Raw genomic sequence first — 24,813 nt, forward strand, 5'->3', positions numbered from 1 at the left:
CCAAAATTGGTCGGGAGTTAATTAATCAGGGTGCATCTACCAACTAAGCTTCCTCAGAATTCCAGCGCAATCCGGAAACTTACCTCAAATTTTTTCAGCATCAGCCTTAACACAAAAAAAACCCGGCCAAAATTGGCGCGGGAGTTAATTAATCAGGGTGCATCTACTAATTTAGTCTCCGGCGCGACAGTACCTCGTTCCGGACAGTTTGGGAAATTAGTCAGAGTTGATGGCTTGATATCGTTTCCGGTTGTATCGGAATTATTTAACCGCAGAGAGCGCAGAGGACACAGAGAGAGAAGATGGAGATGAATACAGGGCTATGCAATCGGATTTGATCTGAGGTGCGATCGACAAAAAAAACTCCCGGGCCAAAATTGGTTGGGAGTTAATTAATCAGGGTGCATCTACTAATTTAGTCTCCGGTAGCACCGTACCTCTTTCGGGATAGTTTCGGAAATTTGCCAGAATTTGCTCATAAAGTGCGATCGCCAAAAAAAAACCCCCAAACCAAAATTGGCGTGGGAGTTAATTAATCAGGGTGCATCTACTAATTTAGTCTCCGGTAGTACCGTACCTCTTTCGGGATAGGGGATAGTTTCGGAAATTTGCCAGAATTTGCTCATAAAGTGCGATCGACAAAAAAAACCCGGCCAAAATTGGTCGGGAGTTAATTATCAGGGTGCATCTACTAATCTACTCTCCGGTAACACCACACCTTTTTCCGGAGAATTTGGGAAATTTGCGAGAATTTACGGCTGTGCGTGCGATCGCTCAAAAAAAACCCGGCCAAAATTGGTCGGGAGTTAATTATCAGGGTGCATCTACTAATCTACTTTCCTGGGAATTCAGTAGCAATCCGGACAGTTGTATCAAAATTTTCAACAGATCGCTTGATGATACCCAAAATCTGAATTTCGCAGTCGGGAGGGGCGATCGTATTTCGGATGGAGCGATCGAGCTAGCGTCAGCCCCAGAATAGAGTTTGGGGCTGGGTATTACCGCCGTTTGTTTTGATTTGTCGGCGGTTTGACAGGCTCTTGTCTGTTTAAGTAGTATAAAAGTGCGATCGTTCCCCCTATCAAGATACCTACTACTACCAAACCAACAGCTATAACTTTTGCTCCTCCAGAAAAAAACACGTAAATAAACCCCAGATAAGGAACCCCTAACAAAATAGCAGTAGCTATCGTTTTTAAAGAAGTTAATTTAATCTCTATTTCCAGATGCTTGTAAGGTTTTCCTTGAAATTTGTAGTAGGTTCTAGATGAACCTAAACGCTGTGGACGAGTTATCAATGGTTTTGGACTAGGCATACCGTACTATTGGGGATATGTTCGTTAATAGTTATTTGTTCTGAAGTTTCCTATTTAATCCGGATTGAATCAGGGAAGGATGTAGATTGGAAGTTTGCGGTATATAAAAAAAGGCAAATTGCACTGCTACATCGGGTGCATCTCAATGCAAGCGAAGATATCCGTAGGGGCGAAGCATGACCGCAGTCAATATGAGATGATAACTAATAACTTATATGCGGTCATGCTTCGCCCTCTTCCAAAACCAGATGCACTGCCACATCTCGCATAACGCATCTATTCTCTTCGCAGAACCACATCTATTTTCCTGAAACCCTTACCAAAATCATGTATTAATTAATTATCTCTAGTTGCAATACATTTGATTTTGATTGGAAGAGAATTATGAGTGAGTTCGATATTACAAGTTTTGATTTTGCAGACTTTGGCTGTTCTAACGGTAGCTCAATTCAATTTGGAATCAACATACTCAAAGGGCGTAAGGGATTTGGCATCGATCTCGATCCGAAGAAGGTAGCATCAGCCAAAGCTGCTGGATATGATGCCATCAAAGGAGATTTTTGCAATCTCGATCTCCCTGATGGTTGCGTGGATTTTACAATTCTCAACCATACTTTGGAGCATTTACCTAAATTAGATTATGCCAAAGAAGCCATAAAAAATGCTATCCGAATTTCTAGAAAATTCGTTTTTATTAAAGGGCCTTTTTTTGATGCCGATGACTACTTAAAATCTTTAGGACTAAAATTTTATTGGTCTGACTGGACAGGTCATACTTTACATCTCCAAGCCCAACAGGTAAAGAACATTCTTGAAGAACTCAATGTTCCCAACTATGAAATTTATGGGAGAGTCTTGGTCAACTCTTCTCAAGATACAACTATTCACCCGTTATCGTCACTCAAAAACCAACAGCATTGGGAACAAGAAAAACATGAAGTAAAACCAATAGTGGAATTCAACCAACCAGTTTATCGAGAAGTTGTTGGCATTATTTGGTTGTCTAATAATGTAAGTGTATCCGATGTTCGCAATCTCCCATACAAACATTTGATTTATCAAAAAGGTCTCACTTTTTCTTGAGCGACTGAGCAAAGGTACGTAGTTGCGCTTCAGCGCTCTTAGCTAATATCAGGAAAGAGCGCTGAAGCGCAACTACGTACCTAATTTGTCAAATGCTGTAAACTATCAACAGTCAACAGTCAACCGTCAACTGTCAACTGTCAAAAGATATAATTCAGACTTTTGACAAAATCCACATTCCATGACAATTTCCATCAGCGCCAGGGATACTGTTACGAATATCTGTTTTAGCTAGCTGAGTTAAATGTGGCAATAAAGCCCGGATTTCTTCATCAGACAAGTGTTCAAGTTTTTGGCGCAGTTTAATACCAGCATCGTTCCAGTAACACCCACGTAAAATTGTAATATCTGGGAAAATTTCCTGGATGCTATCAGCATTGTAGCCGACGCGATAATGCTGGTGATTTTTCCAGACACTTTCTCTCATTTTTTTATTGAGGTTAGTTTCATGACTGGCAAATGGAACAAGTGCAAATACATACTTCCGTGATGCTGCACGCATATTAATCGCTGCTTTTTTGTCAGCCTCGATATGTTCTAGGACTTCAATCGAGGCTACTAGATCGTAGGATTCTGATGAGGGAGTCAAAGTATCGTAAGTGTCACATTTGACATTTTCAATCACCCATTCGGTGGCCATCCGCATCCCTAATCGCTGTTGAATATTGGCTTTAGTATCAATATCCGTGAGGTAAAACTCAATTGCAGGAAATTCTAGAGCGAGAGCTACCTCCGTTAATCCAGCTCCACAGCCAACGCTGAGAAAGGATTTGATTTCTGCCGTTTTTAAGGCTTCGATTAATCCTTCACGCATCTGAAGATAGCGTAGGTAAGCCCATCGCTTTCTGGTCATTAGTTGGAGCTGAACTTTATTGAGATATCGTCTTTGAAGAACAGGGTCTAACATAATACTTACTTGAAACTCCTAAAAATATCTATCTATGAAGCAAGTTGAAGTAGCTCATTGCAGAAAAGATTGTAAATGCTAAAAGCAGCACGTTTTGGTGAATATCTAGCCGCTGTTTCAATAGCATTTAACTTGAGTTGCAATAAGACATTGCGATCGGCTTGAATGAGCTTACCAATTCCCTTGACACAATCCTCAATCGATGTGGTGTCAACGACTACGGAGTTAAAGTCAGCGATCGCAAATTCATCTGTTCCTCCTTTATCGGGGACAACTGGAATGCAGCCAGAAGCCATTGCTTCTATAGCTGTACGGCCAAAAGCCTGGAAATCAGAAAGATCTAGAAATATATCTGAGTTTCGCAGCAGGGCCGCGACTTCGGAGCGACTCAGATGAGGAAAAATCGTAGTATTTTCTGGAATCGGTATCCCAGCAGATTCAATCAGACTCCGGTCAGAGCCAAAGATAGTAAAATGTACTTGATTTGGAAACAAATCTGATAAAATTTTAGCGACAGCTAATGTACGACGGGGAGCGCGTCTGGCCGTGGTGAATCTTACCATCATAGAAATCTCTATACGAGAGTTTTCACTCTTCAGATCGGGGGAGTAAACTTGATGGTCGATGCTGGCTTCTACTTTGTGGACTTTAACAGCATGATTGCGATTAACAATCTCGCACAACCACTGAGTTTTAGCAAACTGGATAGCATGGGGAATCAGTCCATAGGATTGTCGCGCTTCTTCCCATTCTGGAGTATCTATGTAAGAAAATAATGGTTCGTAATCTTGTATGTAGTAAGCTGGCAATATCTGGGGATTTTCTCTAACTAACGCTTCCAGGATTTTTACTGAACTGTAAGTAGTAGCACAGACTACAGAGAAATCTTGAGCTAATTTTTTGAACTCAGTTAAAGTTTGATAAGAAGCTGCAATTTCACCAATTTCGGGAATTTCTTTGTAACCATTTAAAAAGTCAGTAAAGTTAGACTGATTGACGGCTATTTTGATAGGAATCCCAGAGCGATAAAGTGCTAAGGATTCTTGCACTACTGAATGAGCGCCTCCTCCACCGCCTTTGACGGGGAGAATAAACAAAATTTTGGGAAATTCATGATTGACATTTAACTTGACAGCAGATCGCTCGTAGGAAACTGTTTTGTCTTGTGGATCGGGCTGACCGTTTTGGGCTAAGGCTTGCCTTAATTTGTAATAGGCTGGCGAAAAGTTTGGGTCAAGCTCGAATGCTTGACTGTAACAGCTAATTGCCTCTTCCCACTGCTGTCTTTGGCTGAGAAGTTCTCCTAAATTGTAGTAAAATTTGGCCGAAGAATCGGGTTTCAGTTCAATAGCTTTACGGTAACTGGCGATCGCCTCATCTATCTGTCCAAGTTGTTGCAAAGCTTCGCCCAAACGATAGCAAGCAGTGGGGAGGTTGGGTTTGAGTTCGATCGCCTGACGGTAAGAGGCGATCGCTTCAGACCACTGCTTCATTTGACCTAGAGCATTTCCTAGGTTGTGGTAAGCTTTAGAAAACTTCGGTTGCAGCTCTATAGCTTTACGGTAACAAGGGATAGCCTCGGAATGTCTCCCTTGTTGCTGCAAAAGCTCTCCTAAGCTGAATTGCAACTCAGGAATATTTGGGTTAAGTTCGATCGCCTGACGGTAAGAGGCGATCGCTTCAGACCATTGCTTCAGTTGACCCAGAGCATTTCCTAAGTTATGGTAAGCTTTAAAAAACTTCGGTTGCAGCTCAATAGCTTGACGGTAACAGGCGATCGCTTCCTGATATTTCCCTTGTTGCCGCCAAAATTCCCCTAAACTGTGGTGAAAGTCAGGGTTATTTGGGTTGAGTTCAATAGCTTGACGGTAAGCGACAATCGCTTCTTCCATTTCTCCAAGTTGTTGCAAAGCTTCCCCTAAACGGTAGTAAGCTGTGGGGAGGTTGGGTTTGAGTTCGATCGCCTGACGGTAAGAGGCGATCGCTTCAGACCACTGCTTCATTTGGCTCAGGGCATTTCCTAGGTTGTGGTAAGCTTTAGAAAACTTCGGTTGCAGCTCTATAGCTTTACGGTAGCTGGCGATCGCTTCAGAATGTCGCCCCAGCCGTTGCAAAACCTCTCCTAAACTGCGGTGAAACTCAGAGTTATTTGGGTTGGCTTGAATAGCTTGAGCGTAAATAGCGATCGCTTCTTCTAATTTCCCTTCCCGTTCAAGTTTTTGGCCAGTTTGGAAATGATTTTCTGCCTTTTCTAGATCGACTTTTTCTGACATATAAACCCTATTTTCAGTTGATAGTTGACAGTGGACAGTTGACAGTTGACAGTTGTTATGTGTTATTTGTTATTTGTTATTTTTTAATATTTCCCAATAATCAGTAACTAATGACTAATGACTGCTGACTAATGACAGGTGCATCTGGTTTTTGAAGAGGGCGAAGCATGACCGCATATAAATTATTAGTTATAACCTCCTATTTTCTGCGGTCATGCTTCGCCCCTACGGATATATTCGCTTGCATTGAGATGCACCCCTAATGACTGCTAACTAATGACTAATATCATTTCCGGCTGCATCGGAATAGAGAGCATCCCGTTTTTGTAGGGGCGAAGCATTCGCGCTAAAAATCTCTCATATAGTCGATAGGATACAGGCGCGAATGCTTCGCCCTTGCGGATATGTTTGCACAATCGGGATGCTCCCTCGGAATAATATATTTGGATGATAAGCTATCGCACATTTAAATTGTATATTCAGGGCGGGCGGGACACCCCACAAGAGTCTGATTTTTTTTGATATCCAATTTAAATGCAGAACAGTTTATCAGTGCGATCTATGCCGCGATCTATGCCGCGAGCGAGACGCTCGCACTCTCATAATACCGATGCTGCCGGATTTGATATGATATGTTCGCGGAGCTTGAGGCGTAAACGATCGAGAGTTTGATTGTTCTTGATTTCCTCAGTCAAAGCTTTGACATTAATATCGGGATGCTTCTGTTTAAACGCTGTAGAACCTTGTTTAGAAAGCTCTTGACGGCGTTCGTGTCCAAAACTTTTAGACTTAGAGTGATAGACATAGGCATTGTCAGCGATCGCTAGTTTAAACCCAGCTTTCTTAGCTCGAATTGAAAAATCATTCTCTTCCCCATACCCGTAGGGAAAACTCTCTTCATCCAGCCACCCAATTGCCTCAAGCACTGCTCTCTTAATCATGTAGCAGAAGCCATTAACAAAATTCACATTAGGAAATGCCTTTTCCGAAACATTTTCTACTAATTCACTAAAAGTCTCCAGTGAAAATCCATCAGGAACGCTGTTAATCATCCAGCCCCCCTTATTGTCAAATATTTCAGGAATCGATTGCCAAGATGCACAATTTGACAGAGGCCCGACTATGCCAATATCTTTTCGTGAATTAGCACAGTCAACTAATTTTTCTATCCAGCCAGGAGTGACAATTGTGTCGCTATTCAACAAAATTATATAGTCACCCGTACTGGCCCGCATACCGATATTAGCTGCTTTGGTATAACCGCGAGCCGTCTCATTTCTCAAAACAATTGCTTGCGAAACATCTTTAACCCACGCCTGAATAAAATCTCTAGTTTCTGGTTGAGAGCCATCATCTACAATGAGCAAGCGATAGTCAACCTTGGTGTGTCGGACAATAGAGGTTAAACACTCTTTCACATCCTCTAAAGCATTATGAACGCAGACAACAATATCAACTTGATATCGTATAGATTTTGAGATCGGCGAGAATTGAACTGGTAACAGCATTTTTGAGGAGTTGACATAATTTGCCCTCTGCTTGCTATAAAAGTCGATCGTCTCGGCTTGCGACTCTATTGCCGCATCCTCAAATCCATCCTTGATATTTATCAAGGCTTTGGATAACTGCAAAGAAAGTTCAAAGTCACCAGGCTTGAACTGTAGCCCCATCTGATAAAATACGATCGCTCCATCTCTATTGTCCTGTCTTGCGAGAGCATTACCCAAACCTAAATAGAGTTTCGGGTCTTTTGGATTAACTTCCAAAGCCTTGTGATAGACTTTGATATTATCTGGATTTTCCTCAATAGCTTGACTGTAACAACTAATAGCTTCTTTGGCTGACAGCGGACTGTGATTTTTCAGCGCATCTGCTAACTTTTCTTGCACGCAAGGCAGATCCGATTTTAAATTAATTGCACACCGATAAGTGGCGATCGCCTCTTCCCACCTCTCCAACTGCACTAAAGCATCCGCCAAGTTATAGTGAGACCAATGGAAGCCTGGATTTAGCCCGATCGCACTTTTATACGCTTGGGCTGCCTCTTCCCACATCTCCTGCTTAATCAGCACATCCCCTAAATTATTGTGCGACCAAGAAAAATCGGGGTTAAAGGCGATCGCCCGACGATACGCAGCAACAGCCTCATCTAATCTTCCTTGTACTTGCAAAACATCCCCCAAATTGTGGTGGACTTCCCACAGAGAAGGCTGAATTTCGATAGCTTTTTGATAAATTATGACAGCTTCATCTAACTCGCTCTTTTTAACAAGAGCATCTCCCAAACTCTGGTAAATTTCCGCTGAATCAGATGTCAAATCTAAGGCTTGACGGTAGGACGAAATAGCCTTATCCCACTCTCCTTTTTTGGCAAAAACTTTTCCTAAACTGTAGTGAGGTTTAGCATGGCTAAAGCTAGCATTGACTATGCTATAGGAATCGCGCACTTTCTTCCTATCTTGTTCGTCACCTTCTAAGTAGATTCTTTTTAAAACCAAAGATTGCGGATTCAACAAATTGTCAATTGGTTGGCGCGCGAGGAATGAATCGGAATTGTTATTAAGAGGAAATTCTATGATATTATTGGTTTCGCTGTTCATATCCTATACCTGCTAAAAATTGATACAGTCAAATCCTTGTGATTTATTATTCTGTTTCCTGAATCAGTATCCGGAAAATAGATAACTAATTATTTGCCAGTTCTATCGCGCGGTTGTAAGCGTGAATCGCTCCATCAATTTCGCCTTTTTCTTGCAAAGCATCACCTAATTTTTGGTGAAGTTCCCAGATATCAGGTTTCAATTCAATGGTTTTTTCATAACACCCGATCGCCTCATCCAACTGACCGCGACTATCTAAAACTTCCCCCAAACTTTGATATGCTTGAGCAAAGTGGGGATTTAATTCGATCGCCGTCCGATAACAGGCGATCGCGTCTTCCCGCCGATCGAGACTAGCCCAAACTTTCCCCAAACTGTAATGAGACCCCTCATAATATGGGTTCAGTTCGATCGCTTGCTGGTAAACTGCGATCGCATCTTCCCACTCACCCCGAACGCTCAAAACTTCCCCTAAATTGTGATAAGCATCCGCATAACTCGGCTGCAACTGAATTGCCCGCCGGTAACAGGAAATTGCCTTCTCCAACTGACCGAACTGTAGCAAAGTATTGCCCAGAGTAAAGTGTTCCTCAGCAGTTGCCCACTTGATATCTAAAGTGAGAGCTTCATACCAGTATTCTGCCCCTACTTGGGGAAAGCCAGACTGCACAAAAACTTGAGCTAAATTCCGGTAAGCCACTACGAGATCTGGTTTAATTTCAATTGCTTTTTTATAACAAACAATTGACTTTTGCCACAGTTTTTGACGAGCGTAGATGCTGCCTAAATTTGCATGAATTTCAGCAAAATTGGGGTCAATTTCCAAGGCTTCAGTGTACCAATACCTAGCAGCATCAACTTTTCCCATTGCTTGAGTAGCATTCCCCGCAATCTTGTAAGCAATTGCCGCCTCAGGTGTGATTTCAATGGCTCGCTTGCACTCAGTTATCGCCTCATCAAATTTACCCTGGGCGTAATAAGATTCTGCCTGTTTGATGTATGCTTCTGCACTGAGAGAATTGGCAACTGCCACAGGTTTGTCTGAGTCGATCGCCTTTGCAGACAATCTGAGAGTTTCCGCAGACTTTGCAGGATTATTTATCTGTACCGAAGAAACAATGGTATCCCCAGTTTCCACCGCAGTTTGGCGACTGTTTTGATAGGCGCTTACCCCTGTCGTGGCGGGAACAGAATCCACTGCTTTACTAGATAGTGAATAGTTGCCGTTAAGTGCCACCGCTTTTTGCAAGCAGACAGCAGCTTCATCCAACCTGCCTTCTTTTGTCAGCGCTTTTGCCAGATTTTGGTAAACACCATTCAAGTTCGGATTTAACTCGATCGCGCGCTGGTAACAGGCGATCGCCTGAGGGATTTTGCCTTGCCGAAACAAAATATTTCCCAGTTTAAAGTGGTGATTGGGCGATACCTTTTCCGGTTCCAGAGAAAACGCTTCGTACCAGCACTCATTCGCCTCTTCCAGCTTGCCATCCTGCGTCCACACCCTAGCCAAATTCCGGTAAGCTGCTGCTAAATTCGGCTGGAGGGCGATCGCCTTTTGGTAACAAGCAATTGCCTGCTGTCGCTGTTGTTTCATGGCATACAAACTGCCGAGATTTACGTGGGCTTGCACGTCGCTAGAATTAATTTTGACAACTGTTTGATAGCACTCGATCGCCCCTACTAAATTCCCCCGCCCTTGCAAAATACTGCCCCACAGTTTGTAAGCAGCCACCGCATCGGGTTGAATCTCAATGGCTTGCTTGCACTCAGCAATAGCCAGATCGAATTGTTTTTGAGCGCAATAGGATTCTGCCCGCTGAATGCAGTTATCAGCCGTATCCTGTTTCCGAAAATCTGTCGCAAAACCGCTGTCAACAACAGTCACCTGGGGCGAAACATCAGCCGAGTTGGGAACAGCGGGTGCAGAATTTGCCGAATTGGCGATCGTATTTAACAGTTCCGGTACAGCAGGAATTGTTTGCTGTTGCTGCAACTGTACGCGAGGCTTTTCAGCAGAACTTGTCGAATCTAGTTGCAATAAATTAGCTGGAATATTTGCCTGCAAAGTAGATGTTTGGAGATTCTGAGGTAACTCAGCTTTTGGGTTAGTACCCACGACTACTGTATTCAACAAATCCTCAGAAAGATTAGCGCGATCTTCACTACTTTTTCGATAGTTAGCAACTTCTTCCTGCAACTTTCTTTGAGCTTTGAGAGCATTGCCTAACTGTTGGTAAGCCTGGTTAAAATTGGGGTTTAGCTCGATCGCGTGGCAGTAACAGCGTATTGCCTGCGTTACCTGATTCTGCCTCAAAAAGTTATCGCCCAATTGGATGTGTTCTTCAGGCGTGGCTTTGGCAGGTTCCAGAGAATACGCTTTAAACCAGCACCCGTCAGCCTCCGATAGCTGCCCCATTTGCGCCCACACCCGAGCTAAATTGCGGTAAGTTGATGCTAAATTCGGCTGAAGGGCGATCGCCTTTTGGTAAAATGCGATCGCCGATTGCCACTGCTGTTCCTGAGCATAAATCGTCCCCAAATTAGTATAAGCTTCAGCAAAATCAGGATCGAGTTCAATAGCCTTAGCGTAACAGTTTTTCGCTTCCTCTACCTTGCCTTGAGCTTGCCTAGCATTCCCCCAAATTTTATAAACCCTCGCATCGGGTTTAACTTGGATAACTCGCTGGCAAGCTGTCGCAGCCTGCTCAAATTTCCTGAGAGCATAAAACGATTCTGCACCTTGAATGTAGACTTCAATATCGTCAGGATTGAAACCTAAAATTTCTGGGATGTCATTCTGATGGGTTGGCATATTTGTCATCGGTAGGGATGTTGACTTTTGGTGACAAGCTAAAGCCATTTCCCAATTTTTTTCTGCGCCATACAGAGCGGCAAGGTCAGTATAAACTTCCGCAAAATTGGGCTTAAATTCCAGAGCTTTTGTGTACCAATGCTTTGCCTTAGCTGAATTTCCTTGTGCCGCACTAATTTTGCCCAAAGTCTTGTAAGCTGGCGCAAAATTAGGTTGTTGTTTCAGGGCTTGCTCGCAAGCAGCTAGAGCATCAGCTAACTTGCCTTGTTTTAAATAAAACTCTGCCCGCTTTTGGAAATAATCGCCTGATTCTTGGTTCATGATTTTGATGGTTCTTTTAGGGTTTTCTCGCGATATTAAATTTAGTGGTTTTTTTGAGGGAATGACATTGACATTGCCCAGCATTATTTTGAGATCCTTCAAATTCACCAAAATATCTTCAGTTAATGGATTTTGATACATTAACTGTCGGATTGGATAGCACTCAAAGTTCTCTCCTGTTACGTAATAATGTTCGAGATTTAGCTGCTGACCGATCGCCCAATAGTAATGCCTGATATAATTCCCAGAGGTCAGCTCAATTACCTTTGTTCCGGGAGAACAGAAGATAATATTTGTTAAACCGCTCCCGTGCGGCGCAATAATTACTTTGGCACGAGCAAATAAAGTTATCTGTTCGTTCAAAGTCATAGATTCTAGTAGCACTGGAACAAAGCCAAATCCGCTTAAAAAATCGATGACTTGTTCTTCATTGATAACTCGTCGGTAGCTACATTTGTTGCGGCTGATATAAATGCGTTCTGGCTGAGTATTTTTGCTCTCCCCAGCGCAACTTTCTGGGAGTTTAGGAGATTGTTCTCCTGCAAAAACTCGCCTCAAAAACTCCAGCCCCTGGGGTGACAGCCAGCCCAAATATCCTGAAAAAGAGGGAACAATTAAATGTTTGGCTTGAATGTAAGGATGGCGATCGCTCTCAATAATCTTATATTCAGGAATTCCCAATGCTTTCAGGGTTTCTCGCTGAAAAGGCTGCTGGCAGCTATTCACCAAAAACCAATCTATCTCCTCCAGATTTACCCCCCAACGGTGCAGAATTTCGATGCGGGGCAAGATATCTACCATCCAGTGAAAATAGACATTTCCCGAAAGTCCGGCCAATACCGCCACCGTACCGTCTATCTTTTCTAAAGGCGGCAATTCTTCCGGTTTTAACTTCAAAAACCTGTGCTGAGTAGAATGTTGATTGTCGCATCCGGGTAACTCGCCCGGATATTCGCGGGAAAGTTCGGGTAACAGCCGATCTTGTTCATCTATAATCGCAATAGCATTGCAAATCATCCAAGAATTTTTCTGCGGTACAATCCAAGCCCGCCCGTTGGGGAGGGAAGTCACAAAGGTTTCCGGCGAATCAAACGCTGTTTTTGCCTGGCCGTCGCAAGAATATACGCCATCACCTAAATGCACGGGTTCAAACTGTTTGAAAATCCGCCTGAGACACCGCTGACAATCTAAACCATGACATTCGGATTTCTGCTGTTGGTTCCAGTTAACAATGGAGGGTAAGGAACTCTCAAATTGGGAGTTTTCAATATCTCCCAAAATGGTAAGTCTGGGGTGTCCGAAGGATTGAGGTGCGACAGGGATTTTTGCAGGGGAATCATCTGGGCGATCGACCTTTAGATCTCGATCCCCCCTAGCCCCCCTTCTTAAGGGGGGAACCGGAAGCGCTTTCAAAGTCCCCCTTTTTAAGGGGGATTTAGGGGGATCTAGACTGGGGGAAAGGCGAGTCAGTTGCTGCAACTTCTGCTGTTGTTTCAATACAGCCTGCAACGGCTCGCAAATATCAGATCGATCGCCCGCAATTGCCAGCACTAGACGGTAAATTACAATCGCTGCCGAAAATCGTTGCTGCTGACTCAAGCAATCAGCCAGTCGCAAGTAAATATCCGCATTCTGAGGTTGAATTTGTAAAGCTTTTTGGTAATATTGTTCCGCTTGTTCGTGCCCGCCGTACTCAGCCAAGGCATTTCCCAGATGAAAGTAAGTTTCTGCTAAATTGAGGAGCAATGATGACAAATTCAGCGGATTTTGAGCAAGACTAGAAATGGCAGAATTAGAGCCGTTTTTTTCTTGAAGTTGCCTGAGAAATCGGACACAGGCTATTTGAGAGCGATCGAGTTCATTGAGATCTGCTACCTCCGTCAACCGCATCTCTACGTGGTGGCAAAAACCCTCAACAAACTCGCTTTGGAGAGCGATCGCATTTTGAAAACATAGCATTGCCTCAGCTAATTTGCCTTGTGCGATCAGGGAAATAGCCCGATCGCCATACACCGCAACTCGATCGGGATTTTGGCTAATTACCCGATCGAAACATTCTCCGGCAAAAGTATGCAGCCCCAACTGTTGGAAGGCTTTTCCCAAATTGTAACGGGCAATAACTAACTCTGGCTGCAACTCGATCGCGCGGCGGTAAAGGGCGATCGCTTCCTGGGGTTTCCGCACTTCCAACAGCACAATACCTAAATTATGGTACAGAGCAGCATCATCGGGCGCAACAGCTATTCCCGTTTGAAAAACTGCCATTGCTTCATCAAATTTGCCTTCCTGCGCCAGAATGCAGCCCCAATTGCTGTATGCTTTGACAGCCCAGGGTAAAACTGCTCGATCGGAGCTTTGTTTCCAGCAGGATATCGCTTGCTGGTAACTGTCAATTGCTGCTGCTATTTTTCCTTGCTGTTGGAAAGCAGTGCCAGTCTTGTAAAGAGTTCTGACATCTAAATTGGTATTTTGTGCGATCGCTTCGGTGGCGATCGCAGTTAAATTACTGATTTTAAAATGTAAATTGTGGCCGCTAGTCATAACTGACATCACACTGATTAGGACTTACCAGAAAGAATTGGTTTAAAGCCGGAACCCCGATCGGGAGAAATTCAAATCAGACTATTCATTACTCCAATCCTCGGACTGACCGGAAGAGGCCGCTGTCAACTGTCAACTGTCAACTGTCAACTGTCAACTGAATGAAGCACGGATCGTCTTACTATGTTCTATTTGGGATTTTCGATGGGGGAGCGTTGATTGATATCGGTTTGGATACTCCCTAACCTACAGTTGTATGATTTTGAGACAATGGTATCTGAAACCAGGTATTTTCACTCAACTACTTCGTTGCCTACCTCGAATCAGTAAAGTATTCAGTTTTTTGGGCAGCAGTACGTAAGTTGTGACAGATCTGAGTAACAGTAACAAGGCTTGTTGTTAATCAGAATTTACGCTCTATTTTTCAGGCGATACACCGTACCTTCTCTATATATAATCCACATCAAAAAGATTGGCAAGAGTTAGTGCTATATATAATGAATTTTCTTGTTTGTTATCAGTTTAAAAAAAAATCATAGCAAAAAATAAATACTTGCTTTCCCACAGGAGCGTCAGAGTTGAATCAAAAAAAATAGACTCTTGTTCTCCCACTAGATTTATATCTTCAAGTATTTTAAAATTCAATAAAATTCAAAGTTATTGTAGGGTGCGTCAGGGCGATTATTTTTGATAACAGACGAAGAATATTCTACCTGACGCACCCTACGGCTACGGCTCAAGTCTAATAAAATCTAAACTCTCAAATCTAATTAATTATCAGAAAGAAGTATTGACCAATCAATCCCTCAATCTCAAATCTCAAATCTATAGCGGTTCTAAAAAAAGTGAGGTATCTTAATGCCCAATGCCCAATGCCCAATGCCCAATGCCCAATGCCCAATGCCCTATCCGCATGAGTATCTAATCTTTTTGATAAAAGTTATATGTCAATGGTAGATATACCCTACATAGGGTTGAAATTTAGATAATTTCAAAGTTGTTTGACCCAAGATTCAGGTTAGAACCGACTTGGGCAACAATCGAAACTTGTCCGTTTTGATTGCGGTAGTACAGCAAACCGTCAGCCGGGTTGTAGACGACATTAGCCGCGCCCGGAGTCCCAGGAGTGTTGGGATTGAAATTGGGGTCTGTAATAAATTGGTTGCCAACTAGATTGCCCGGTATCAAAGCATTAAATACAGCTCCATCGAGTTGAATTTTATCTTCTGTAGGATTGAAATCTGTCAGCGTATCCATATTATCGGCACCGACAAACTCGAAGCGGAATGTATCTGCTCCTGCACCACCTGTGAGGGTATCATTTCCTCTGTTGCCAGAAATAATATCGTTGCCGGCACCGCCTTCTACGATGTCATTGCCTTTGCCGCCAAACAAAATATCGTTTCCTTCGCCGCCCCTAACGGTGTCATTTCCTAAATTGCCATTTACAAAGTCATCTCCAGGGCCTCCCTCAACCACATCATCGCCTTTACCGCCGAACAAAGTATCATTTCCTTCACCACCGATAAGGTAGTCATTGCCCTCACCGCCGAAAAGGTTGTCGTTCCCGTCACCGCCGAAAATGTTGTCGTTGCCGAGGTCGCCAAACAGGAAGTCATCGCCACTGCCACCGTCTATCAAATCATCACCTTTACCTCCAAAAACAGTATCATTGCCTTCTCCACTGCGGATGGTATCGGCTCCTTGATTGCCAAAAAGAACGTCTTCGCCAGCACCGCCCTCGATTAAATCATCGCCTTTACCGGCGAAGACAGTATCATTGCCGTCGCCACCTCTTACGGTGTCATTGCCGTCTAGAGCAAATATGATGTCATTGCCACCTAGAGCTGCTACTTCATCGTTACCAGAACCTAGAATGATTTGATCCGAACCGCTACTACCGTTAATCCTGTTTGGTATATCGGGCGAGCCTTGAATAATTAAACCGCCAATAGCGTTCGGTTGAACGCTTAGGGGTTGAGTTGGATTTGTTATTTGGGACATAGCCAGTCATCTCGCATAGGGGGGATATCTATCGGGAGTCTTCATATCTCTTGTGAATTTTACTGGCTAAAATCCTGATGTCCGGAATGGTTGTATATGAAATCACTCAAAAAAATCCAATGATTTATTGGATTTTTTTCTCTTGAAAAATACAGATGAAACCGGGAACTATTTAACTATCCATACGTCTTTCATTAAAAACTCAAAACTCTTTTCTATGAACTAGAGTTGCACTAGCTTGGTCTGTCGGAACTAGCAAGACTTCGCTAATATTGACGTGGGGCGATCGCGTCGCGCAGAAATACACGACATCCGCTACATCCTCAGCAGTCAGCGGTGTCAGTCCTTGATAGACATTTTTTGCCTTGTCTGAATCGCCGTGAAAGCGGACACTGCTAAATTCTGTTTCCACCAAACCAGGTTCTATTTCCGTCACCCGCACTGGTGTTCCCAAAAGGTCTTGTTTCAATCCTTCAGAAATAGCTCTCACCGCTGCTTTGGAAGCGCAATAAACATTACCTTTCGGGTAAGCTTGACGGCCTGCTATTGAGCCGATATTGACTACGTGGCCGCGGCCTCGGCTGACCATTCCAGGCACGATGTAGCGAGTCATGTACAGCAAGCCTTTCACATTGGTATCAATCATTTCTTCCCAATCTTGAAAGTTGCCTTCGTGCAGTTTGTCTAAACCGCGGCTCAATCCCGCATTGTTAATCAGAATATCGATGTTTTTCCAGGCGTCGGGCAGTGCAGCGATCGCCGATTCGACTTGCGGGCGATCGCGCACGTCCAATTCTAGCAAGTAAATCTCGTTCGCTGAGGAGACTAATTTTGTGTCTGCAAGTTCTTTGGCAAGGCGATCGAGCTTTTCCCGGCGGCGGGCTGCTAAAATTAGTTTGGCTCCACCTGTGGCGAATATCTTGCCACAGGCTGCTCCGATACCGCTACTGGCACCGGTAATGAAAACAATTTGATTTTGGATAGAAATCATTTTTTGTCAGTTGACAGTTGACAGTTGACAGTTGACAGTTGACTGTTAGCAGTTGTCAGTTGATAGTTGACAGTTGTCAGTTGTCAGTTGACAGTTGACTGTTAGCAGTTGTCAGTTGATAGTTGACTGTTAGCAGTTGTTATTGGTTATTTGCGATCGATAAGCTTCCAGGTTCTGATTCCAATGCCCGATGCCCGATGCCCGATGCCCGATGCCCAATTCCCCATAACACCTATTTTATTATTTAACAACCCGCAATCGCACGCTAACCATTGCAATTCCGCCTTGTCGCATCAAAACTGCTGAAATCCAGCGATTTTCAGGAGTAGCCGGAGCTTTACCTACTTTAAAAATCCCGCCGGAATTCAGCAAATCCAGATCGACTTCTGCGGACTTGAAAAAAGTTTTTTCGTTAACGGGCTCCTCCAAAATAGTTCCGATTAAAATGTCATTGCCGATCGGCTCTAGTACAATGGCATCAAAATTGTACTCTTCGCCCACCTTCACTTGCTCCGGCACATTTACTTGAAGTTTGGGAGGATTTTTACCAGAAGTAATCTGATTTTGTTCTGCTAAAATTTCTTGCTTAACTATTTTTTCACCCTCAAAGCGCTGCTGAGAACGGATGGTAGCTTTGAGGTTTAATTCTCTGCCATCCTGTTTCTGGGTGCCTGCAATTGTAGTTACGGTATCAGCGATAATTGCGTTACCTTCGGTTTTCCAAGACTTCAGTTCGGTGCGATAATTCAAATTCGGATATCGCTGCCAGAGTTGGGTGAGGGCTTTTTCCATGCTTTGGCTGTTTAAGCCGTCAGAATGAGTGAAATTCTGGCTGTAAAATGCCATGACTGCTTTGACATCGCGCCGGTTGGCGGCTGCGTCTATTTCTGTTAGCAGTTTGGTGAGTGGGGCTGGGGCATTGGCTGGGGTTTGGGCGATCGCCTGGGGAGTTGCCGCGATCGCGCTTACCGCACTCGGGTGCAATACGCCAGCACCTACAACTGCTAAACATAACAACATTTGAGCTATCGACTGGCCGCCGAAGCAGCCAAACACGATCGCGCGATCGGCTTTTTCGTCCCGACGGCTGGCAAAATACTGAGATACACTTGGCACTAAATTCAAAAAATTACGCATTAGATGATACTTTGGTTATTTGTCAGGGGTCGCGGCGCGGGCAACGGTTCGCCTGCAACGAAAAACTGACAACGGAAGGAGAGATACGGCACAATCTCATTTTAGATTGCTGATTGAAAATTAGCTGAAACTGCCGGAACAATAAGCATAATAATCTAAAACCTCTAATCTAAAATCGATCGACCTGTGGAACTTGTAAAAGAAACAAATACCTTGACAAAAACCCCCCTGCGGTTGTTGGTTGCAGCTAGCGGCACGGGAGGACATCTATTTCCGGCGATCGCCACAGCTCGTCAGTTGAGCGACTGTCAGATCGAATGGCTGGGAGTGCCAGACCGCATGGAGACGCAATTAGTTCCCTCCCTTTACCCCCTCCATACGATCGCCGTTGAAGGCTTTCAGCAGCGATTTGGACTCGGTACACTGCGAATTTTGGGCGGACTCCTCGGCTCGATCATTCAGGTACGGAAGTTGCTCAAAGCGGGAAATTTTCAGGGAGTATTTACTACCGGCGGTTACATCGCAGCACCGGCTATTTTGGCGGCTCGCTCTTTGGGTTTGCCGGTGATTCTCCACGAATCTAATGCAATTCCTGGGAAGGTGACGCGGTGGTTTAGTCCTTTTTGCACTGCTGTGGCGATCGGATTTGAAGCAGCGGCAAAGCATTTACCCCGCGCGAAAACGGTGGTTGCGGGTACGCCAGTGCGATCGCAATTCTTGACTCGCGAACCTCTAAAGTTACCAATTCCTGACAGCGTACCTGTAATTTTAGTAATGGGTGGCTCCCAAGGAGCTGTCGCCGTCAATAAATTAGTGCGCGAATGTGCTCCGGCTTGGTTTGAGGCGGGTGCGTGGGTAGTTCACCTCACCGGAAATAATGACCCGGATGCTGAAAGCTTGAAGCACGAACAGTATCTGTCGATGCCATTTTATGATAATGTAGCGGGTTTGTTACAGCGAGCAAATATAGCAATTAGTCGATCGGGCGCCAGTGCTCTAACAGAATTAGCAGTTACAGGAATGCCTTCTATTTTAATTCCTTTCCCCCACGCCGCAGACGATCACCAAAGATTTAACGCCGAAGTATTTGCCGCAGCAGGCGCCGCCGTGGTATTCCGTCAAAGCGAACTGACAGCAGAGGTATTGCAAAGCAAAGTCTTATATTTGTTAAAAGATTCCGAATATTTGGCAAAAATGTCTCAAGCTGCTCTTCAATTAGCGGTGACAGACAGTACGGAACGTTTGGCAAATTTAGTCAGAGAATTGTTGACTCGATACCGAAAATTTGACAGCGCTGCTAATTGAACGAGATATTTTTAATGAGGGTAAAGTGTAAAGTCTCTATCCAGCCAAATAATATAAAGCACAGCCCCATCTCGATAACCAACCATCGGAGCCATCCCGCAAAACCGAAAAGCAATAAAATTTACATCATCCTTAAGATGGCTAGGAATAGCCGCTCTAATAGAACTTTGGGCAATCTTCTCATAGCCAGATCCGTGACGGGGAGAAGCATTAATTTGACTCCAGGTAAGCTGACTTAACTTGTATAGCGTATCTGCAAAAGCTGCCTTTTCATCTTTTGTACATTGAGCAAGAGAGTAATCTTTATTCATGTACTGCAAAGAAAATACAGGCGACTGCTGCTCTGGCGGTAAATCAACAATTTCTCTAGATGAAATCCTTTTCCCTTTTTCTTGGCGTTGATTTGCCTTAAGATGCTTCTTCACAATTGAGTTGAGTCTTGAAGTATTTTTTCAGGGATTGATGAGTAATTTTTCCGCTATTTTGAGCAGCAAGTTTCCAGGGATATTCTTCGTGTGTCATGTTGCTTAACTTCCATGCAGCAAACTGCCCAAACACAGAGTAAACTTCATCAAGCAGGCTCTTAGTTTCTTCGTCGTAAATCGAAAAGTTTATATATTCTGGACATGGAATTGCACCAGTACCATACTTTTTATAGTGACGGTACAAATCAGGAACAACGGGCCCGTGAGTCCATGCTTCTATGGCTTCAGGAAATAGCGGTTCATCGTACAAAGCTAAATGAAAGCCTTGAGCATAGTAAACCAATTTCTGAAGCTTGAGATTAGATATCAGATCGCCAGCATCTTCACTTGCCTGAGCCAAAAAGTATTTGGCTGCATCATAACAACTCAGCATAACTTACTTGCTAGTCATTAAAGGGCTAAACTAGAACGAGATTTTTTTGACACTCCCGCGACTCAACCAGACTATATTTGTCTGGAGACGTTTTCACGGGGAATTGCGAGCCGTGGGAGTTTACTTACATTATACTATATTTTCTCAATCTATGCCATATTCAATTTAACAAAATTAACTACCGATTCTAAGCCTTCTTTTGTCTTCAGGTTAGTAAACACAAAAGGCTTCTCCCCGCGCATCTTTTTAGCATCCCGTTCCATCACGCCCAAATCTGCTCCCACAAAAGGCGCGAGATCTGTTTTATTAATTACCAATAAATCCGACTTAGTAATTCCCGGCCCGCCCTTGCGCGGAATTTTATCCCCCGCAGCCACATCAATCACGTAAATTGTCAAATCCACCAACTCCGGGCTAAAAGTTGCCGCCAAATTGTCGCCGCCGCTTTCGACAAACACTAAATCTAAATTAGTAAATTTGTATTCTAACTCTTCTATAGCTACCAAATTGATCGAAGCATCTTCGCGGATAGCAGTGTGGGGACAGCCTCCAGTTTCTACTCCCAAAATGCGATCGCTCTCCAAAGCTTGACTCCGAACCAAAAACTGTGCATCCTCCTGAGTATAGATATCATTAGTCACCACAGCAATCTGGTACTGTTGGCGCAGCGTCTTACACAAAGCATCCAGTAAAGCAGTTTTTCCCGAACCAACCGGGCCAGCAATTCCTACACGAAAAGCACTCATAGCAATTTTAGATTTTAGATTTTAGCAATCTTGGACGGCTTTTTAGGTACGTTGTTGCGCTTAAGCGCTCTTTCATCAGATATAAGAGAAGAGCGCTGAAGCGCAACTACGTACCTTGGATGAAAGCACTCTTTCATCAGATATAAGAGAAGAGCGCTGAAGCGCAACTACGTACCTTGGATGAAAGCGCTCTTTCATCAGATATAAGAGAAGAGCGCTGAAGCGCAACTACATACCTTGGATGAAAGCGCTCTTTCATCAGATATAAGAGAAGAGCGCTGAAGCGCAACAACATACCTTTGAAGTAGAAATTTCAACTGCGAAACAAGCGAGTGTACTGAGTTTCATGCGCCATGCTAGCCAGTCCCAATCCCCAACTGCAACTACCGAGGTCATCATCTTCTAATTGTAAAACTTCTTGCGCCGTTAAACTAATTTGACACTGCAAATCTAATAGTAACTGTTGGCCCGCAGTTTGACCGAGAGGAATCAGTTTCACGCCCGCACTCGCCAAATTTGCAGCCCAACTGTACAAATATCCTACCACGGCCGCTTCCTCTTCAATCTGCCAGCAAGCCGCCGCAATCCCAAAGCCGATCGCAAAATTGCACTGATTGCCACCAACTTCCACCAAATCTTTTACAATAGTTGTCAATCCAGAAGGTACGGGCGATTCCCTGCGGGATAGCTTCGCTTCACGCAAATCCAGCAACAACCGCGTCAAAGTGCGTCCCATCTGCCAACTTTGCAAGCGCAACTCTTCAGTTTCCTTAGCAGCAGTCGCCCAAGCATTCCAGTAACTCAAAGCCCTCAAATCCCCAATCTTCGCCGCCCTCAAAGCCCGTACCGCCACAGCCGCTTCTACTCGCACCGCCCCAAATTCCAGCGAATTTTCCAACCAATTCCTCAAACTGCTCTCGCTGTCGATCGCACCAGCTTCTACCAGACTCTCGATTCCCTCAGAATAACTATAAGCTCCCACAGGTGCAAAAGCTAACTGCAACAAACATAAAAGTTGATTGTTCACTGTTATTTGTTATTTGTTATTTGTTATTTGTTATTTGTTATTTGTTATTTGTTCACTGTTATTTGTTATTTGTTCACTGTTATTTGTTATTTGTTCACTGTTATTTGTTATTTGTTCACTGTTATTTGTTATTTCTGTTATTTGTTATTTGTTATTTGTTCACTGTTATTTGTTATTTGTTATTTGTTATTTGTTGCTTGAAATGCCCCATGCCCCATGCCCCATGCCCCATGCCCAATTCCCCATTCCCCATTCCCCATTCCCCATTCCTAATGACTGTGCCCGTAAGCGCCGATTTCCGGCTGAAACGGCACAATTTCCTCTATTACTTCCAAACCCATTTTTTCCAGCATTCCCTGCAAAACAGAATCAGGAGAAAGCCTTAAATAATTATCAGCAACTTCTAAAGCTACGTGGCGGTTTCCCAAATGATAAGCCGCCCGCATCAGCAGCAGCCCTGTCGAGGCCCTTGTGGTAAGTACCGGTTCGGGTTTTGCACTTACCAGTACCAAACAGCTACCGTCTTCGGACTGCAATAAATCTCGATCGCGCAACACCGTACCTCTAGGCAAAGCCAAGTGTAGCACTTCTCCAGCCTCCGTCTCGAATCGGTGGCGGCTGCGAGTGCGATCGTCCGCTGTCATCGGCAAACTAAAGCTGACAACAGCATCGGGATTTGCAGGTAAACGTTTTGTGAAAGTTAGCATTTCTCTATTCTATTCCTCAAAGGAATTGACTTCACATCTAGTTTTTGAGGAATATCTTTTTTATTTCCAATTGCGATCGCAAGTAGTCGCCCAAAATATCTCTTTCTAAACCGCTCCCATTCTTGCATACCAAATATTGGTTATTTTGTCAAGCACTTCTTTACAGACGATCGCCATTTTCTCAAAAATGATTGCATACCGTGCAGTAACTCAAACTATAGAACGGGAGAGGAAGAAAGACTAAAACCATCTATATTTATTGATTTCCCGCTTGTTGCAACCGCAGCAATTCGGCTTGAATTCGTTGTTTGACAGCCGGATCGCGTTGCTGGAGCAAAGTGAGCTGATTGAAGCGACTAACTGTCAAGCCATTGGTTTCGATAATTTTTTTAGCTTGTTGGCAATAATTCACTGCCACGCCGCGCATACCTCCAGATAGGCTGTTAATTCCCTGAGTTTCGTTGCAGACTATTCTGGGAACCGAGCCACCAGCCATTCCTTTAATTTCCTTCATAGCTTCCTCCCGTCTGGGTTCGATTCCCAAGACAGAGCGAGCGTAGCTAGTAATTTCGGCGTTGCTAATTTCTTGAGCTTGGGCCGCCGCTCCGAAAACAAGGCTTGGAGATTTTGCGTACAAGTCAGGGGCCCATCCGCTAGCCAAAGCTGCTGCGGAAATGATGCCTGCGAACAGCGATTGCCGCAGCATCCGGTTTAGGCGAAATTTAGAGGTGTTGAGTGAGGTGTTCATGGTCGTCGGTTATTGCTTGCGTGGAGATAAAAATGACACAGCGCACTGAGGCTCAATATTACAGAATAATGTGGTGGCCAAAAAGTTCCTGCCCTTGAGTGACAATTTTTAATTCCAGCACTCTTGATTTGCTAGTTGCTAGGGCGATTCACGATCGGGATAGCTACGCTTCACGACTTTTTAGCAATTTCCATCCTTTGACCGATTGTAACATCTTTAATAAGTTAACCGATCGCCAAATTCACAGGGTATTTTTCATTACAGAGCGTTCCCCAATTGCCTCTACCAAATAATACTCACCGCTCAAATCTTAAATAATCCTAAAAGTCCTTGACAAACTTCTCACATTAATTATTCAAATTCAGGTGCGATCGGCTTTCATTCAGTTGACAGTTGACAGTTGACCTGTGACAGCGACCTCTACCTCGAAGGAAGAGGATTGGAGTAATGAATAGTCTGATTTTAATTCCTCCCTACAAGGGTTCCGGCTTTAAACCAATTCTTTCTGGTAAGTCAGACAATTTGAGATTTGAGATTTGAGATTTGAGATTCGGGAATGACTGATCGGGGTTTGGCTCACTGGCCTACAATTGCATTCTTTTGAGGGTGTTAAATTTAGGATCGATCGCACTCATCAATTCTTTCAAGCATAGGACTAACGCCAAGGGACTAAAGAAACCAGTTTTTTCGCTATCTTAAGGATTTGAACCAAATATTTGGGCTGAAAACCCGGTTTCTGGCAAGGGCGAATGCGATCGCCAACTCAATCATTTATGTAATGTTAAGCAGAGGCGGATTTGTCGATCGAGAAAATCCCCTCTTGGGAGAGGCGCACTCAGTGAACCGGAACCCGAACCAACGTCGATTTTACCGAAAAGCGAGCGGAAAGCCCCCGACTTTAGGCGTGGGGATGAACGCGGTGGTGACTTTAGCCACCTTGAAGAAGTTGGTCGCTAAAAAGTTTTATCTAAAATATTTTATGATAAAGTAGAATCATGATAATTCGAGAAGCCAAGCTACTGAAAGGCACCAAGAAGTATGTCAATCTACAGATTAATCTGGGAGCTTAAACAGGAGCGTTGACCGAAAAGCCGGTCGTTAGGTCTAAAATTTTGGGTTCGATCCTCAGAAGTGTCGTTCGCAACTATCCGTTTTTGCGCGGACTAAATCATCCCGAATTTCAAATCTCAAACTTGTTCTGAGCGAAGCTGAAGAATCTCAAGTCTAAAATAGTATTAGCCCCCAGAGCAGCAGTGGAGTTGTGCTTGCCTATCTGGGGGCCATACCGATGTGCGCGGTGCTACTATTTACTGCTACACAAAACTTAGCTAAACTTTTTCAAGTCTCACTATTCAATCAAGATTGCTCTTGAAGGGTCTGCTTCCTGCTTCACCCAAGGGAGTCGGCTCGCAACTTGTCCACAGGCGTAAATTCGGA

At 43.9% G+C, this 24,813-nt stretch carries 19 protein-coding genes; 5 read left to right on the forward strand and 14 right to left on the reverse strand.

Annotation, left to right across the window (positions count from 1 at the left end):
* Positions 1–733 precede the first annotated feature (733 nt).
* Complete coding sequence (locus tag JGK22_RS26605; RefSeq protein WP_293186603.1) at positions 734–982, forward strand: hypothetical protein; 249 nt, start codon at positions 734–736, stop codon at positions 980–982.
* 16 nt (positions 983–998) lie between these two features.
* Here the strand turns inward: JGK22_RS26605 and JGK22_RS26610 are convergent, their stop codons facing one another.
* Positions 999–1,316 carry a hypothetical protein gene (locus JGK22_RS26610; protein WP_293186604.1) on the reverse strand — a complete coding sequence of 106 codons (318 nt, stop codon included), beginning with the start codon at positions 1,314–1,316 and terminating at the stop codon, positions 999–1,001.
* Between the two features lie 384 nt (positions 1,317–1,700).
* On the opposite strand from JGK22_RS26610, the gene JGK22_RS26615 reads away from it, so the two are divergent.
* A complete protein-coding gene (locus JGK22_RS26615) occupies positions 1,701–2,399 on the forward strand; it encodes a methyltransferase domain-containing protein (RefSeq protein ID WP_293186605.1) in 699 nt (232 codons plus the stop codon).
* 154 nt (positions 2,400–2,553) lie between these two features.
* On the opposite strand, the gene JGK22_RS26620 is transcribed toward JGK22_RS26615, so the two are convergent.
* The 7 genes from JGK22_RS26620 to JGK22_RS26650 all read right to left on the reverse strand — a co-directional run bounded on the left by JGK22_RS26620 (position 2,554) and on the right by JGK22_RS26650 (position 17,985).
* Positions 2,554–3,252 carry a class I SAM-dependent methyltransferase gene (locus tag JGK22_RS26620; protein ID WP_293193221.1) on the reverse strand — a complete coding sequence of 233 codons (699 nt, stop codon included), beginning with the start codon at positions 3,250–3,252 and terminating at the stop codon, positions 2,554–2,556.
* A gap of 86 nt (positions 3,253–3,338) precedes the next feature.
* Positions 3,339–5,579 (reverse strand): tetratricopeptide repeat protein, encoded by a 2,241-nt coding sequence (locus JGK22_RS26625; RefSeq protein ID WP_293186608.1) that lies wholly within the window; start codon positions 5,577–5,579, stop codon positions 3,339–3,341.
* A gap of 599 nt (positions 5,580–6,178) precedes the next feature.
* Entirely contained in the window at positions 6,179–8,179 is a 2,001-nt protein-coding gene (locus JGK22_RS26630) for a tetratricopeptide repeat protein (RefSeq protein ID WP_293186610.1), read from the reverse strand.
* An 85-nt stretch (positions 8,180–8,264) separates the two neighbouring features.
* Positions 8,265–13,862 carry a tetratricopeptide repeat protein gene (locus JGK22_RS26635; protein ID WP_293314122.1) on the reverse strand — a complete coding sequence of 1,866 codons (5,598 nt, stop codon included), beginning with the start codon at positions 13,860–13,862 and terminating at the stop codon, positions 8,265–8,267.
* 972 nt (positions 13,863–14,834) lie between these two features.
* Positions 14,835–15,857 (reverse strand): calcium-binding protein, encoded by a 1,023-nt coding sequence (locus JGK22_RS26640; protein WP_293186613.1) that lies wholly within the window; start codon positions 15,855–15,857, stop codon positions 14,835–14,837.
* Between the two features lie 202 nt (positions 15,858–16,059).
* Positions 16,060–16,848 (reverse strand): SDR family oxidoreductase, encoded by a 789-nt coding sequence (locus JGK22_RS26645; protein WP_293314125.1) that lies wholly within the window; start codon positions 16,846–16,848, stop codon positions 16,060–16,062.
* Between the two features lie 240 nt (positions 16,849–17,088).
* Positions 17,089–17,985, reverse strand: a complete 897-nt coding sequence (locus JGK22_RS26650) for a nuclear transport factor 2 family protein (protein ID WP_293208469.1) — start codon at positions 17,983–17,985, stop codon at positions 17,089–17,091.
* Positions 17,986–18,198: 213 nt separating this feature from the next.
* On the opposite strand from JGK22_RS26650, the gene murG reads away from it, so the two are divergent.
* Positions 18,199–19,290: an undecaprenyldiphospho-muramoylpentapeptide beta-N-acetylglucosaminyltransferase gene (murG, locus tag JGK22_RS26655; protein WP_293208466.1), complete on the forward strand. Its 1,092-nt coding sequence runs from the start codon at positions 18,199–18,201 to the stop codon at positions 19,288–19,290.
* A gap of 11 nt (positions 19,291–19,301) precedes the next feature.
* Here murG and JGK22_RS26660 read toward each other — a convergent pair whose 3' ends face one another.
* The 6 genes from JGK22_RS26660 to JGK22_RS26685 all read right to left on the reverse strand — a co-directional run bounded on the left by JGK22_RS26660 (position 19,302) and on the right by JGK22_RS26685 (position 23,376).
* Positions 19,302–19,715, reverse strand: a complete 414-nt coding sequence (locus JGK22_RS26660; RefSeq protein WP_293186621.1) for a hypothetical protein — start codon at positions 19,713–19,715, stop codon at positions 19,302–19,304.
* A complete protein-coding gene (locus JGK22_RS26665; RefSeq protein ID WP_293186623.1) occupies positions 19,699–20,148 on the reverse strand; it encodes a type II toxin-antitoxin system antitoxin SocA domain-containing protein in 450 nt (149 codons plus the stop codon). Before JGK22_RS26665 ends, JGK22_RS26660 begins: the two co-directional genes overlap by 17 nt.
* Positions 20,149–20,297: 149 nt before the next feature.
* Entirely contained in the window at positions 20,298–20,894 is a 597-nt protein-coding gene (ureG, locus tag JGK22_RS26670) for an urease accessory protein UreG (protein WP_293186625.1), read from the reverse strand.
* 313 nt (positions 20,895–21,207) lie between these two features.
* Positions 21,208–21,921, reverse strand: coding sequence for an urease accessory UreF family protein (locus tag JGK22_RS26675; protein ID WP_293186627.1), 714 nt, complete (start codon positions 21,919–21,921; stop codon positions 21,208–21,210).
* Positions 21,922–22,190: 269 nt separating this feature from the next.
* Positions 22,191–22,628, reverse strand: a complete 438-nt coding sequence (gene ureE / locus JGK22_RS26680) for an urease accessory protein UreE (protein WP_293208463.1) — start codon at positions 22,626–22,628, stop codon at positions 22,191–22,193.
* Between the two features lie 256 nt (positions 22,629–22,884).
* Entirely contained in the window at positions 22,885–23,376 is a 492-nt protein-coding gene (locus JGK22_RS26685) for a DUF4168 domain-containing protein (RefSeq protein WP_293186630.1), read from the reverse strand.
* Positions 23,377–23,474: 98 nt separating this feature from the next.
* Here JGK22_RS26685 and JGK22_RS26690 point away from each other — a divergent pair, with 98 nt between their 5' ends.
* The gene (locus tag JGK22_RS26690; protein ID WP_293186631.1) at positions 23,475–23,669 is read left to right on the forward strand and encodes a hypothetical protein; all 195 of its coding nucleotides are present in this window, start codon (positions 23,475–23,477) and stop codon (positions 23,667–23,669) included.
* A gap of 410 nt (positions 23,670–24,079) precedes the next feature.
* The gene (locus tag JGK22_RS26695) at positions 24,080–24,367 is read left to right on the forward strand and encodes a hypothetical protein (protein WP_293186632.1); all 288 of its coding nucleotides are present in this window, start codon (positions 24,080–24,082) and stop codon (positions 24,365–24,367) included.
* Positions 24,368–24,813 lie beyond the last annotated feature (446 nt).

The sequence above is a fragment of the Microcoleus sp. PH2017_08_TRC_O_A genome (assembly GCF_020738665.1).
Classification (GTDB): Bacteria; Cyanobacteriota; Cyanobacteriia; order Cyanobacteriales; family Microcoleaceae; genus Microcoleus.

Coding starts and splice junctions, on each gene's coding strand:
- JGK22_RS26610 (WP_293186604.1), bottom strand. CDS start 1,316: ATGCCTAGTCCAAAACCATTGATAACTCGTCCACAGCGTTTAGGTTCA.
- JGK22_RS26615 (WP_293186605.1), top strand. CDS start 1,701: ATGAGTGAGTTCGATATTACAAGTTTTGATTTTGCAGACTTTGGCTGT.
- JGK22_RS26620 (WP_293193221.1), bottom strand. CDS start 3,252: ATGACCAGAAAGCGATGGGCTTACCTACGCTATCTTCAGATGCGTGAA.
- JGK22_RS26625 (WP_293186608.1), bottom strand. CDS start 5,579: ATGTCAGAAAAAGTCGATCTAGAAAAGGCAGAAAATCATTTCCAAACT.
- JGK22_RS26630 (WP_293186610.1), bottom strand. CDS start 8,179: ATGAACAGCGAAACCAATAATATCATAGAATTTCCTCTTAATAACAAT.
- JGK22_RS26635 (WP_293314122.1), bottom strand. CDS start 13,862: ATGTCAGTTATGACTAGCGGCCACAATTTACATTTTAAAATCAGTAAT.
- JGK22_RS26640 (WP_293186613.1), bottom strand. CDS start 15,857: ATGTCCCAAATAACAAATCCAACTCAACCCCTAAGCGTTCAACCGAAC.
- JGK22_RS26645 (WP_293314125.1), bottom strand. CDS start 16,848: ATGATTTCTATCCAAAATCAAATTGTTTTCATTACCGGTGCCAGTAGC.
- JGK22_RS26650 (WP_293208469.1), bottom strand. CDS start 17,985: ATGCGTAATTTTTTGAATTTAGTGCCAAGTGTATCTCAGTATTTTGCC.
- JGK22_RS26665 (WP_293186623.1), bottom strand. CDS start 20,148: ATGCTGAGTTGTTATGATGCAGCCAAATACTTTTTGGCTCAGGCAAGT.
- ureG (WP_293186625.1), bottom strand. CDS start 20,894: ATGAGTGCTTTTCGTGTAGGAATTGCTGGCCCGGTTGGTTCGGGAAAA.
- ureE (WP_293208463.1), bottom strand. CDS start 22,628: ATGCTAACTTTCACAAAACGTTTACCTGCAAATCCCGATGCTGTTGTC.
- JGK22_RS26685 (WP_293186630.1), bottom strand. CDS start 23,376: ATGAACACCTCACTCAACACCTCTAAATTTCGCCTAAACCGGATGCTG.